This is a genomic window from Thiohalophilus sp., from assembly GCF_034521165.1.
Classification (GTDB): Bacteria; Pseudomonadota; Gammaproteobacteria; order UBA6429; family Thiohalophilaceae; genus Thiohalophilus.
This window is the reverse complement of record NZ_JAXHMV010000016.1, coordinates 288,434-301,307: the sequence shown is the minus strand read 5'-3', so window position 1 is coordinate 301,307 and position 12,874 is coordinate 288,434. Positions and strand designations below refer to the sequence as shown.

8 protein-coding genes are annotated in these 12,874 nt (G+C 58.5%); 2 read left to right on the top strand and 6 right to left on the bottom strand.

Translation table 11 applies throughout. The annotated features are described in order from the left end of the window. Positions 1–21 precede the first annotated feature (21 nt). The 6 genes from U5K34_RS15970 to U5K34_RS15945 all read right to left on the bottom strand — a co-directional run bounded on the left by U5K34_RS15970 (position 22) and on the right by U5K34_RS15945 (position 7,899). A complete protein-coding gene (locus U5K34_RS15970; protein WP_322569399.1) occupies positions 22–471 on the bottom strand; it encodes a hypothetical protein in 450 nt (149 codons plus the stop codon). A 183-nt stretch (positions 472–654) separates the two neighbouring features. Then, positions 655–1,035 (bottom strand): response regulator, encoded by a 381-nt coding sequence (locus tag U5K34_RS15965; RefSeq protein ID WP_322569398.1) that lies wholly within the window; start codon positions 1,033–1,035, stop codon positions 655–657. After that, the gene (locus tag U5K34_RS15960) at positions 1,032–4,748 is read right to left on the bottom strand and encodes a response regulator (RefSeq protein ID WP_322569397.1); all 3,717 of its coding nucleotides are present in this window, start codon (positions 4,746–4,748) and stop codon (positions 1,032–1,034) included. The genes U5K34_RS15965 and U5K34_RS15960 overlap by 4 nt, the downstream gene beginning before the upstream one ends. A 303-nt stretch (positions 4,749–5,051) precedes the next feature. Then, complete coding sequence (locus U5K34_RS15955; RefSeq protein WP_322569396.1) at positions 5,052–6,437, bottom strand: DegQ family serine endoprotease; 1,386 nt, start codon at positions 6,435–6,437, stop codon at positions 5,052–5,054. Positions 6,438–6,688: 251 nt separating this feature from the next. Further along, the gene (locus U5K34_RS15950; RefSeq protein WP_322569395.1) at positions 6,689–7,189 is read right to left on the bottom strand and encodes an Hsp20/alpha crystallin family protein; all 501 of its coding nucleotides are present in this window, start codon (positions 7,187–7,189) and stop codon (positions 6,689–6,691) included. 269 nt (positions 7,190–7,458) lie between these two features. After that, positions 7,459–7,899 (bottom strand): Hsp20/alpha crystallin family protein, encoded by a 441-nt coding sequence (locus U5K34_RS15945; protein ID WP_322569394.1) that lies wholly within the window; start codon positions 7,897–7,899, stop codon positions 7,459–7,461. 550 nt (positions 7,900–8,449) lie between these two features. On the opposite strand from U5K34_RS15945, the gene U5K34_RS15940 reads away from it, so the two are divergent. Together U5K34_RS15940 and U5K34_RS15935 are read left to right on the top strand one after the other, a co-directional pair. Beyond that, on the top strand, positions 8,450–11,725 hold the full coding sequence (locus U5K34_RS15940) for an LAGLIDADG family homing endonuclease (RefSeq protein ID WP_322569393.1): 3,276 nt from the start codon (positions 8,450–8,452) through the stop codon (positions 11,723–11,725). Between the two features lie 267 nt (positions 11,726–11,992). Next, entirely contained in the window at positions 11,993–12,706 is a 714-nt protein-coding gene (locus U5K34_RS15935; RefSeq protein WP_322563748.1) for a hypothetical protein, read from the top strand. The last annotated feature ends 168 nt before the right edge of the window (positions 12,707–12,874 follow it).

The window sequence follows — 12,874 nt, the reverse complement described above, 5'->3', positions numbered from 1 at the left end:
CGCCCCTCCGGGCGCCTTTTGTTATGCCGCGTCTTCCTTGGCCTTGCGGGCCTGCTCGGCTTCTTCCGGTGAATAGGCGGCACCGGACCAGAGCATTTCGTAGGCAATTTCCTCGTTGCCGTTTTCACACAGCTCCAGGACCTGCTGGAACAGGGGCTGGAAGGTCTCGGATTTGTGGGATTCCTCGTGGTCCTCGAAGGTATTCCAGAAGGTAATAATCAGTGCTTCCTTGCCCTTCAGGGGATCTTCGACCGCCTGGCCGATGGTGGAACCCTCGTTGGAGACCGCACCGCTGTTCAGGCAGACAAAGCCGCCGACAAAACCGGTGTCAGAGTGATAGGTCTTGACGTTCTCGCACAGAAACGCGACGCGCTCCTGCAGATCGTCAATCGTGTATTCGGGTTTCAGGATGACGCGGTTGACAGTAACCACACCATCATGGGGGAAATTCTTGATCAGATCGCCAGCCATGTTGCTCACCTCCGTTGCAGAGTTAGTTATTTAACACTTACTAATATAGTCGCTCCATAAATTATGTCAAGGTGAACCAATAAATCTTTTATAACCCTGGTAATTATCTCAGTTATTACCCACATAAGGGCCCGGCGCGGGATTTCAATCCCCGCCAGGCAATTGAAAAATAAGAAAAAAGTATCAGATTTTGTGCCAGATCCGGCGGACCGTCTCGGCCAGGGTCATGGGGTCGAACGGCTTGGTAATGACCTCGGCGGCGCCCTGGGCGCGCAGTTGCTCCAGCTCCTGGGGCTGGACCTTGGCGGTCATGAACAGGGCCGGGGTCCCGCTCAGGGCGGGGAGTTTGCGCAACTCGGCCAGGGTGGTGGGGCCGTCCATGCCGGGCAACATGACATCGAGGATCAGCAGATCGGGCTGGTAATCCTCCGCTGTGGCGAGGGCCTCGCTGCCGTTGCTGCAGATCTGCAGCTCGAAGCCGCCGACGTCCTGCAGGGCGAGGCGGGCGATGGTCTGGATATCCGCTTCGTCCTCGACGTAAAGAATCTTGCGCAATTCGCTCATACCGGTTCCTTGTCGGTTGATGTGCCCCGTTCGAGGCGGGTGCGCTGCTGCAGACAGGCCGCGAGGGTCTCCAGCAGGGTCTGTTGCGAGGTGTCGCTCTTGCGCAGGGCAGCGCTGACCTGACGGGTTACGTCCGCTTCCAGATCGCGGTCGGAGAAAATCACCGCGGCCGGCGGCGGCTGTTGATCCCGAAGCTGCTCCAGCAGTTCCAGCCCCGAGCCGTCGGGCAGGCCCACATCCAGCAGAACCAGATCGAAGTTCTGCCCGCTCAGCTGATCCCGGGCTTCCTGCAGGCTGCTGGCACGAAACAGGACCACCTGGTCCTGTAACATACGGCCGATCACGCTTTGCAGGTCGGGATCATCTTCCACGTACAGCACCCGGGCTTTGTCCGGCAGATGCAGCAGGGCCCGGCGCACCGAGTCGAGCAGGCGGTCCTGATCCAGCGGTTTGTCCAGCCAGTCGACGATATCGGCGATGCCGCCTTCGAGCTGGTTGCGGGCCTCGTTGGCCATGGCCGAGACAACAATGACGGGCAACCAGCGGGTGGTCTCCGTGTCGCGCAACTGGCGGATCAGATCCAGCCCGTTGCGATCGGGCAGCAGAATATCCAGCAACAGGGCGTCATAGTGCTGCTGTGCCAGTGCCTCGCGCGCTTCGGCGGCCGTGGCGCAAAGGTCGCTTTGATAACCGTGACGGGCGAGCATCAGTTGCAACAGGCCGGCGATGTCCGGATCGTCCTCGCAGATCAGCAGGCGATGGGGCTGCGGCGGGCTCAGGCTGATGATCTGATCCTTGATGCGGGTGATCGACTGATGTCGATAGACGGGCAGATCAAAATAGAACGTGGTGCCGATGCCCGGCTGGCTGACGTAGTTGAGCTGGCCGCCGTGCTGTTCGACGATGGCCTGGGCGATACTCAGCCCCAGGCCGGTACCGCCGGTATTGCGACTGTCCGAGGCGTCGGCCTGGCTGAAGCGTTGAAAAATCTTGTCCCGAAAGTCGGCGGGAATGCCCTTGCCGTGATCGGTCACGCTGATGCGCACGAAATGCTGTTGATGCCGGGCCTCGATCTCCACCGAGCCGCCGGCATGGGAAAACTTCACGGCATTGGAAAGCAGGTTGTTCATAACCTGCATCAGCCGGTGTTCGTCGGCATACAGTTCCGTATCGATGGCAGGTTCGGCCGCCAGTTTCAGTTCCACATTGAATTCGCGAGCATAGGCCAGGTTGTTCTCGATCGCCTGTTGCAGGAAGCCGCTCAGCGGCAGCGGTTCGTAGGTAAAGGCCATCTTGCCCGATTCGAGCTTGTTAATATCGAGAATATCATTGATCAGATGCAACAGGCGTTCGGTATTGCGTTCGGCGATTTCGATCAGCGAATGCGCCTGATCCGGCAGTTGTTCCCCCAGGTTACCGCTTAACAGCCCGAGCGAACCGCGAATCGAGGTCAGCGGCGTACGCAGTTCGTGACTGACGGTGGAAACAAACTCATCGCGCATGCGCTCGATGCGCTTGCGCTCGGTAATGTCGACCCCGATGCCGAGATAACCGATACAGTTACCCTGTTCATCGGTCATTTCGGTAATCGATAACAGCACCGGAATGCGGTTGCCGTCGCGGTGGATATAGGTCCACTCGTGTTCGTCGGGGATACCGCGCCGTGCCATGGCGACAAACGCGTCGAAGCCCGGTGCAATCGGCATTTCCAGCTTCTCGCTCAGGTCCCGGGCGCGCAGTGCGATCTCTTCGGGATCGTGAAACATGATCGGGGTTTGCTTGCCGATCATCTCCCCGGCGGAATAACCCAGGATGCGTTCAGCCGCACGATTGAAACTCATGATGGTGCCATCCACGTCGGTGGCAATGATGGTGAAGTTGGCGCTGTTGAGAATCGCGTTCTTGATACCGAGCGTGTGCGAGAGCATCTCGGCATTGGCTTTTTGCTGGGTAATATCGCGCAATGAAATGGAGGCGCCCTGCAAGGTGGGGTGAATGGCCACTTCCAGCCACTTGCCGTTGTCCGGATAATAGCGGTCAAACTGGCATGACTGTTCGTTCTCCAGTGCATTCTGCAGTGCGGCACCGAACAGTTCGCGGGTTTGCGGGGCAACCGTTTGCAAATGCTGGCCGACCAGATCGCTCGTATCCAGCTTGAGCAGTTCCTGTGTCAGTGAGTTGGCATACAGGATGGTTTGAGAACGGTCCACGGCGACAAACGCCTCGGCCGTGCTTTCCAGGATATGACGGATGGTGTTGCGCTGTTCCAGCAGTTGATCCTCGTACTGGATGTGCACCAGCTCCATGCTCAGCCACTGTGCGATCAGTTGTACCAGTTCCTGCTCCGACTGGCTGAAGGGCGGAACACGGGGTTCGGTGCCGGAGAAACTCAGGGTGCCGTACAGCTGACCAGCGGTGTATATGGGTGTTCCGATATACGTTTCCAGCCCGTAATGCTGATAACAATCCAGGTGGCGCCATCCCGACATACCGGCATGTGTCACGGTGGTGATGGCGTGGTTCTTTAATGTCTGCCCGCAATAGGTTTGATTCAATGAATAAACCTGGCCTTCCTGCAGATCCTGCTTCTGTGAGCTTGCGTATAAAATATGGTATTGCCCTCGCTGGATATGCGACAGCACACCGTATTGCAGACCCAGCTGATCACAGCCATAGGCAAGCAGTCGGCGGGTCTTGTCGGCAAAGTCCAGGTTGGAAGAGATGATGTCGTACAGGCGGGCCAGTCGTTCCTCGCTTTTGCGCAGTGCCGCAGTGCGTTCGGCCACCTGGGTTTCGGCGTAATTGCGCCGGGTCAGGGTGGTGTTGAGCACCCCGGCGATCAAAAAGGTAATGGCCAGGGTAGCGAACAGGGCAAACCAGGACATCAGGGACAGAGGCTCGGGATAGTGCCCGGGGGCCGGTCGTATCAGCAATGTCCAGTCCTGCTCCAGGATATGCAGTGGGCGTCGGTGATTATTTTCCTGTTGCATCCACTGCGAGATGTCCGGCTTTTGATCATCCGGTTCGGCGGGATGATAGAACAGCAAACGGTTGTCCGGACCGTGAGTAATAGCAATATCCAGGGTACGCTTGGCGGTGGTTCGATGCGTAAGCGCGGCGTCGATAAACTCATCCACATCCAGCAGCAACATGATAAAACCGCGCGGGGCCAGTCCCTCGTCCTTGTAGACCGGCATAAACAGGCGAATCGATTGCATCGATTCGGTCACGCCACTATGTCGATCAGGGAGTACCAATAGTCGCTGTTCGCGCGCGGCCGCATCCAGCTTTTGCTGAAAAGCCGGCTCATCCGCCATATCGATCCCGCCCAGGGTTACGAGGTAGCTGGAGGGTTCGGCGAATTCGACGGGATAAGTAAAAGGCGCCTGTTCGTACCGCGGCAACCAGAAGACCGCCTTCAGATAATGGTGGTTCAGGGCGATGTCATTACTGAAGCGGCGGAATTCATGGCGTTCCACCTCCCTGGAGGCGTCATACAGTCCATGCAATGCCTGCATGATTTTATCCAGGATATCGCTTTCGGCATGAATCGCATTGAAATGTTCATCAAAAGCCAGCTGCAACTGATATTCGAGGTTCCGCTGTTCGTTATCCCGAATATACAAAAACAGTACGATTGCCACCGCCGTGCCCAGCACGATGATACCCAGGCAGAGGCGGTTCAGATAGGAGCGCAGATCCAGTCTCAACATGGGTCTATCCGGGGAGCGATTGTCGAGGCAGGCTCTCTCATGAGGGGTAAAATACCACTGATCGGTTTGCTTGACATGCCGGGAACCGGTAAATCCTCAACAGGAACCCCGCGCGGGCCAAAAACAGTACACAACCCGGAGAGGATTTTCAGCCTGGTGGGTGGTCACAGCGTTTGATTTGGCAAATGCGTGGCCGGTGATGCATGAGCCCGACGGTTTTTCTTCAGTATAGTACCTGAAGTGTCGGCCAGCGCCCCAGAAGAGAAGAAGAGCCAGTCGGCCGGGCAGCCGACTGGCGGGAGATCAGCGCAGATAGAGGAACAGGGCCCCGTTACCGCGACGGATATTGAGCAACAGTTGCGGGCTGTTGCCGATCACATCGCGCATGTCGGCCACGCTTTTGATCGGCTGGCGATTGACCGAGACGATCACGTCATTCGGGCGCAGGCCGGCACTCCAGGCCGGGCTGCCTCGCTCGACCTCGCTGACCAGGACGCCTTCGATGCGCCCGTGCAGACGATGGCCTTCGGTAATGTCCGAGAAGCGGGCGCCGGTGAGATGGGCGTGCAGCTTTTCACCGCCCTGGGCCTGCTGGCTGGCTGGTTTTTCGATGGTGGCGGTGAGCGCATGTTGCTTGCCTTCGCGCAATACCTGTATGCGGACTTCGCTGCCGATGGGCAGCAGGCCGATACTGTTGCGCAGCGTGTTGGCGTCACGCACCGGTTTGCCGTCGATCGCGGTCACAATGTCACCGGGCTGCAGTCCCGCCCTGTCCGCCGGCGAACCGTCATTCACCTGGGTGATCACCGCGCCCTCGCCCTGCTTGAGACCGAAGGCCTGGGCCAGCTCGGGCGTCAGATCCTGGGCCTGGGCGCCAAGGCGGCCGCGGCGTACCTCGCCGTGTTCGACCAGTTGGGCCATAATTTTTTGCGCCATATTGATCGGGATGGCGAAGCCGATGCCGATATTACCCCCGGAGCGGGAGAAGATGGCGTTGTTGATGCCGATCAGCTCGCCGTTGAGGTTGACCAGCGCGCCGCCCGAGTTGCCGGGATTGATCGAGGCATCGGTCTGGATGAAATCCTCGTAACCCTGAATCCCCAGGCCGCTGCGATCCAGGGCGCTGACGATGCCGGAGGTCACCGTCTGGCCGAGGCCGAAGGGATTGCCGATCGCCACCACGAAATCCCCGACCCGCAGGCTGTCCGAATCGGCCAGCGGCACGGCGGTGAGGTTGTCGGCCTCGATCTTGATCACGGCTACATCGGAGTCGGGATCGGTGCCGATCAGTTCGGCGTCGTAACTGCTGCCGTTGCGCAGGGTCACCTTGATCTGATCGGCATGTTCGATCACATGGTTGTTGGTCAGGATATAGCCATTGTCGGCATCGACGATGACCCCCGAGCCCAGGCTCTGGGTGCGCCGCTCGCGCGGTTGTTCCGGCATATCGAAAAAACGGCGGAAGAACGGATCGTCCAGCAGCGGGTTGCCGCGCACCCGTACCGTGCCGGTGGTGGCGATATTGACCACCGCCGGAGTGACTTTGTCCAGCATCGGCGCCAGGCTGGGCAGCGCCTGGCCCTGGCTGTCGTGGGTGGGCAGGGCCGCGGCGTTGCCGGCAACCAGCAGCAGGCCGAGTGCCAGCAGCAGAAAATGTCGAACGGGTTTGGCGGTAGTCAGATGTCTCAAGATTGGCCTCCCTTTTACTACGGTATCAATTCAAAGCCCGCCGTGGGCGGTGTTGGCATCGTTATAGTGCCTGACTGGCAGGTAAATGTTTCACGAGTAAATGCAAGAATATGTAAAGAATAAAGATAAGTTGGCAGATAGCAGTCGGCAGTTTGCAGTCAGAAGCCTGTCAGGTAGCGCTGCGCGCAACCTGAACTACATAATTTCTGCCAACTGCCAACTGCCAACTGCCAACTGCCAACTGCCAACTGCTAACTGCCGACTTCGATTCTGCGGCGCCGGGCGTGGCTGGCCTTGGGCAGGCTGATGCTCAGTATGCCGCGCTTGTAGCGGGCCTTGGCCTTGTCCTGGTCGACCGCGATCGGCAGGGGGACGGCGCGCTGGAAGGCGCCGTAGGCGCATTCGCGGATATGGTAATCGCCCTCGGTCTGTTCCCGTTGCAGGCGTTTTTCCCCGCGCACCAGCAGGGTGTCGTCGACCACCGCGATATCGAAGTCATCGGATTCCATGCCCGGGACTTCCAGGCGCACAACCAGCTCCTCGCCCTTGTCCTGCACATCCGCGGCCAGGACGCTCCAGCGGGCGCCGCGCAGCACGCCGACGTCCTCGGCGGATTCCACCTCGCCCTCGCGGTTGACCGGATTGAAGCGGGTAATGGCATTGGCCGCCCGGTCCCGCAGCTGGGTCCAGCCCTCGCTGACGGTGTGCCAGGCACGGTTGAGTCCACGTTGTAGTTCAGCCATGGCGTTCATGGTCACTCCTTAATATATGGTTGGTGAGATCGTGAGGTCGCGAGAGCGTGAGGTCGTCAGGTCGTCAGGTCGCGAGATCGCGAGGTCGTGAGGTCGAAAAAGGAGGCAGCGGCGGCTTGACACTCCACCCCTTTCGACTCGACCATCTCGCGCTCTAACGCTCTAACGCTCTAACGCTCTAACGCTCTAACGCTCTAACGCTCTAACGCTCTAACGCTCTAACGCTCTAACGCTCTAACGCTCTAACGCTCTAACGCTCTAACGCTCTATCAGCTTTCAACCGAGATCTTGCGCGGCTGCACGGCTTCCTTCTTGGGAATGGTGATTTCCACCACGCCGTTCTTGCTCTTGGCCGAGATCTTCTCCGCATCGGCGGTATCCGGCAGGCTGAATCGGCGATAGAAGGCGCCGTACTGGCGTTCCACCCGCTTGTAGCCTTCGCGCTCGTCCTTCTTCTCGGACTCGCGTTCGCCCTTGATGGTCAAAATGCCGTTTTCCATGTGCACGTCCACATCCTTGGGATCCACGCCGGGGACATCGGCATGCAGGATGAAGGCGTCCTTGGTCTCTTTGATATCCACTGCCGGAATCCAGTCGCTGGTGGCAATGGCGCTGCTTTCACCGCTTTCGCTGGTGCCTTCGAGCATCTGATCCATTTCGCGGCGGATCTGGTTCAGCATGCTCCAGGGTTCATAACGTACCAGGGTCATGATTCGTTCTCCTTTATTGCAAATAAACAACTTGGGTTGAATTTATTCGCAGGTGTTGCTGTGCGCACAGTGTCCATCTGCTTGAAAGGGATATAGGTGTGAGCCGGATTTTTATCAAGTGCGCGGGCCAAATCGATGCGGGTTTGCCCCGCCGACGGCGAGTGATTTGTGCTGTTTTGGCCAAAACGGTCATAACGTGAGTAGCCCCTAACCCCCGGAGCAGCGCCCCGGGCCAATATTAGAAACACAATATATAGTTCTGGCGGGGTGAGAATTCCGCCTCGCACCGGTTCGGCGCAGACGGCCTGAAAATAGTGCAAGTTCTTGTTTGTTAAGGGTAAACCCTAACTTGTAAAATAGTCGATAAAGCATTGACAGACCCCGCTCCTGGTCCTAAGCTCCTACATCAAACACAATATCTAGTGTTTGCCGGATTGAGCTGTAAACCAGTTGTACCCGCCGTACCCGAGAACGCCGCTTGCCGTAGATAACAAGGCGGTCCGGGTGATTGATTTTATTGATTTTTATCGCACCGGGAGGATCACCCTACATGAGCGCCCAGCTACATAAACTGCCCGCCGGCAGTGTCAAAGAAATCCCGTTCCAGGACGCATCCCTCGATATCTGGGACAAAAAATACCGCCTCAAGAGCAAGGACGGTCAGATCATCGACCAGAGCATGGACGACACCTACAAACGGGTGGCCCGGGCGCTGGCCGACGTGGAGGAAACCCCGGAGCAGCAGGAGTACTGGTACGAGCAGTTCCTCTGGGCCCTGCGCCAGGGCGCCATCCCCGCCGGGCGCATCACCTCCAACGCCGGCGCGCTGGCCCACAAGCCGGCCACCTCCACCATCAACTGCACCGTCTCCGGCACCATCGAGGACTCGATGGACGACATATTAAACAAGGTGCATGAAGCAGGGCTTACTCTGAAGTCGGGTTCAGGTATAGGTTATGACTTCTCCACACTGCGTCCCAAGGGCGCCTACGTCTCCGGCGCCGGCGCCTACACCTCCGGGCCGCTGTCGTTCATGGATATCTACGACAAGATGTGCTTCACCGTCTCCTCTGCCGGCGGGCGCCGCGGCGCGCAGATGGCGACCTTCGATGTCGGCCACCCGGACGTGATGGACTTCATTCGTGCCAAGCGCGAAAACGCCCGCCTGCGCCAGTTCAACCTGAGCCTGTTGATCACCGACGAGTTCATGCAGGCAGTGGAAAGCGACGGCTGGTGGCAACTGGCCTTCCCGCTGACCGAGAAGGAGATCACCGAAGACGGCATCGATCTCAAGGACAGCGAGCAGATCATCTGGCGTGACTGGCCGGTCAAGAACAAGTACTTCACCAACAAGGAAGGGCTGGTGGCCTGCAAGGTGTACAAGACCCTCAAGGCCAAGCACCTGTGGAACATGATCATGAACTCCACCTACGACTTCGCCGAGCCGGGGTTCATCCTGATCGATCGGGTCAACGAACAGAACAACAACTGGTACTGCGAGAACATCCGGGCGACCAACCCGTGTGTCACCGCCGATACCCGTCTGCATACCCAGTACGGCATGGTCGAAATCGGTGAACTGTACAAATCCGGCGCCGAGCTGCAAACCACCGTGGATACCCGGGCGCTGGGTCAGGACGGCCGGGGCACCGATGTGCGTTCGGCGGTACCGGCCTTCATGACCGCCGGCGAGGCGGATGTCTATCGGGTTACCACCAAAGAAGGTTATGAAATCAAGGCCACCGAGTGGCATGACTTCTATACCGGTCGGGGCAAAATTCCGCTGAGTGAGCTCAAGGAAGGCGACAGTCTGCTGGTGCAATCCGGCAAGGGCCAGTTTGGCAATGAAGGTTCAAAAGAACTGGGCATGTTGCTGGGGCTGATTGCCGGCGACGGCCACTTCACCAATCGTGGTGGCGGCAAGGAGGCGGCGATTGTCAATTTCTGGGGCGAGGATCGGGTGCTTGCCCCGGCCATTGTTAACTATGTCAACTCGCTGATCGGCGATGTGGCCATGACGCCGCGCGCTTACCATGTTTCCCCGGTCGCCGTACCGGATCGCAATCACGTGTTCGTCCGCTCGGTGATTCTGGCGCGGGTGCTCGAACATTACGGTTTCACCAAACAGACCAAACTGCAGGTGCCGGAAGTCGTCTGGCGCGGCTCGCAAGAGTGCATCAAGGGTTACCTGCGCGCCCTGTTCCAGGCCGACGGCACGGTGAATATCTCCGGCAAGAGCCAGAGCTGCTCCATTCGCCTCGCCTCCAGTCACAGGAAGCTGTTGCAGGAAGTGCAGATGCTGCTGTCCAACTTCGGCGTTCTGTGCCGCATCCACAAACGCCGCGATGCCGGCGAGCGGATGTTGCCCGACGGTCATGGCGGCAGCAAGGCATACAACTGCCAGGCCGATCATGAACTGATTATCGACGGCGAGTCCCGCGAACAGTTCATGGACGAGATCGGATTCCTGCTCGATTACAAAAACGATCGTTATCGTGAATGGGCCGCCGAGCGTGCGCTGTACAAGACCCAGAAATTCACCGCCACCATCGAGTCGATTGAGTATGTGGGCCGGGAAGCTGTCTTCGATACCACCCAGCAGGATCACAACACCGTGATCTTCAACGGGCTGGTCACAGGGCAATGCGGAGAGCAGCCATTACCGCCCTACGGCTCCTGCCTGCTGGGTTCCATCAACCTGACCAAGTTCGTGCGCAAGCCGTTCACCAGTGAGGCGAGCTTCGACTGGGAGGAATATCAAAAGGTGGTCAGCATCTTCACCCGCATGCTGGATAACGTGGTCGAGATCAACGGCCTGCCACTGGAAGGCCAGCGCAACGAGATCCTGAGCAAGCGTCGTCACGGCATGGGCTTCCTGGGCCTGGGTTCCACGCTGACCATGCTGCGCATGAAATACGGCAGCTGCGAGTCGGTGGAGTTCACCGAGAAAGTCAGCCGCGAGCTGGCGCTGGAAGGCTGGCGCACCGGCCTGGCCCTGGCCGAGGAAAAAGGCCCGGCGCCGATCATGGAGCAGGAGTTCAAGGTCACCGCCGACATGCTGCGCTGGCGCCCGGAGATGAAAAAGGACGGCATCAAGGTCGGCCAGAAGCTCAAGGGCAAGGTGCTGCAGGCCCGGTACAGCCGCTATATGCAGAAGATGGCCGAGGTGGACCCGGAACTGGTCGAGCAGATCGCCGAGAAGGGCGTGCGCTTCACCCATCACAGCTCCATCGCCCCGACCGGCACCATCTCCCTGTCGCTGGCCAACAACGCCAGTAACGGCATCGAGCCCTCGTTCGCGCACCACTACGCGCGCAACGTGATCCGCGAAGGGCGCAAATCAAAAGAGAAGGTCGACGTCTTCTCCTTCGAGCTGCTGGCCTACCGCGAGCTGGTCAACCAGAAGGCGATGCCCTACAGCGAGGAAGAGGAAGCGAAACTGCCCGACTACTTCATCACCGCCGAGGACATCACGCCCAAGGAACACGTCGACATCCAGGCCGCCTCGCAGAAGTGGGTGGACTCGTCCATCTCCAAGACCGCCAACGTGCCGACCGACTACGCCTTCGAGGACTTCAAGGACATCTACACCTACGCCTATCACCAGGGGCTGAAGGGCTGCACCACCTTCCGCTTCAACCCCGAGGCGTTCCAGGGCGTACTGGTCAAGGAAAAGGACCTGGAGAATACAACGTATCGCTTCACCCTGGACGACGGCACCGTGATCGAAGCCAAGGGCAACGAAGAGATCGAATACGACGGCGAAACCCATAATGCGGCGAATTTATATGATGCCCTCAAAGAAGGGTACTATGGGAAATACTAGTCTGAGCGAGGCGGATGACCTGATGCGGCGTTGCAGCACTTCCCGAAAATGCTCACGTATTGACTTATACGCTGCGCTTTTCGACAAGCACTGCGCCTTGCCTCAGGCTCATCAGGCCTCACTCAGGACACGAGTCAGTAGAGGCCGTGAAAATTAGATGTAGGCGACTATTCAGCCTTACGGGTACAAAGGTCCGGCAAACGAACGACCAGATGTGAACAGATCGGCTGTCCCGACACACAAAGAACAAGCGAGAGGAAAACAACCATGGCCATCAGAATCGACAGCAAAATCGCCGCCTACGAAGTTGTCAAAGAAGACGACGCCGACGATCAGGCCGCCGAAGCGGCGCTGAAAGAGAAGGCGGAGGCGGAAGACAATGTCATCCACATGCACGAGAAGCTCGAGCGCCCCGAGATGTTGCTCGGCTCGACTTATAAAATAAAAACTCCGCTGACCGAACACGCGCTGTATATCACCATCAACGACCTGATCCTCAACCAGGGCACCGATCACGAACTGCGCCGCCCGTTCGAGATCTTCATCAACTCCAAGAACATGGACCACTTCCAGTGGATCGTCGCCCTGACCCGCATCGTCTCCGCCGTGTTCCGCAAGGGCGGCGACGTCACCTTCCTGGTCGAGGAACTGCGCTCGGTCTTCGATCCGCGCGGCGGCTACTTCAAGAAGGGCGGCAGATACATGCCCTCGCTGGTGGCCGAGATCGGCGACGCCATCGAATGCCACATGCGCATGATCGGCCTGTTAAAAGACGACGGCCTGGACGAACACCAGAAAAAACTCATCGAGGAAAAACGCGCCCAGTTCGAAGGCGCCAGGCAAATGGTCGAAGACTCCGAGGAAGCCAAAGGCGACTTCCCGGCCGGGGCGCAGTTGTGTGGCAAGTGCAGTACCAAGGCCGTGATCAAGATGGATGGGTGTTTGACGTGTCTTAACTGTGGCGACTCCAAATGCGGTTAAGAGCGGCGCGAGGAAGCCGTATGCGGCGTTGCAGCACTTCCCGAAAATGCTCACGTATTGATTTATACGCTGCGCTTTTCGGGAAGCACTGCGCCTTGTCTACAACTCCCTCGCTGGCTCTTGACCAAAGATTACGGTCTCTCGCAAGTATAAAATAATATGCTACTG

What these genes read in the sequence shown, in the direction of transcription:
- U5K34_RS15965 (WP_322569398.1), bottom strand. Translation starts at nt 1,035, where the DNA reads ATGAGCGAATTGCGCAAGATTCTTTACGTCGAGGACGAAGCGGATATC.
- U5K34_RS15935 (WP_322563748.1), top strand. Translation starts at nt 11,993, where the DNA reads ATGGCCATCAGAATCGACAGCAAAATCGCCGCCTACGAAGTTGTCAAA.
- U5K34_RS15960 (WP_322569397.1), bottom strand. Translation starts at nt 4,748, where the DNA reads ATGTTGAGACTGGATCTGCGCTCCTATCTGAACCGCCTCTGCCTGGGT.
- U5K34_RS15945 (WP_322569394.1), bottom strand. Translation starts at nt 7,899, where the DNA reads ATGACCCTGGTACGTTATGAACCCTGGAGCATGCTGAACCAGATCCGC.
- U5K34_RS15940 (WP_322569393.1), top strand. Translation starts at nt 8,450, where the DNA reads ATGAGCGCCCAGCTACATAAACTGCCCGCCGGCAGTGTCAAAGAAATC.
- U5K34_RS15950 (WP_322569395.1), bottom strand. Translation starts at nt 7,189, where the DNA reads ATGAACGCCATGGCTGAACTACAACGTGGACTCAACCGTGCCTGGCAC.
- U5K34_RS15970 (WP_322569399.1), bottom strand. Translation starts at nt 471, where the DNA reads ATGGCTGGCGATCTGATCAAGAATTTCCCCCATGATGGTGTGGTTACT.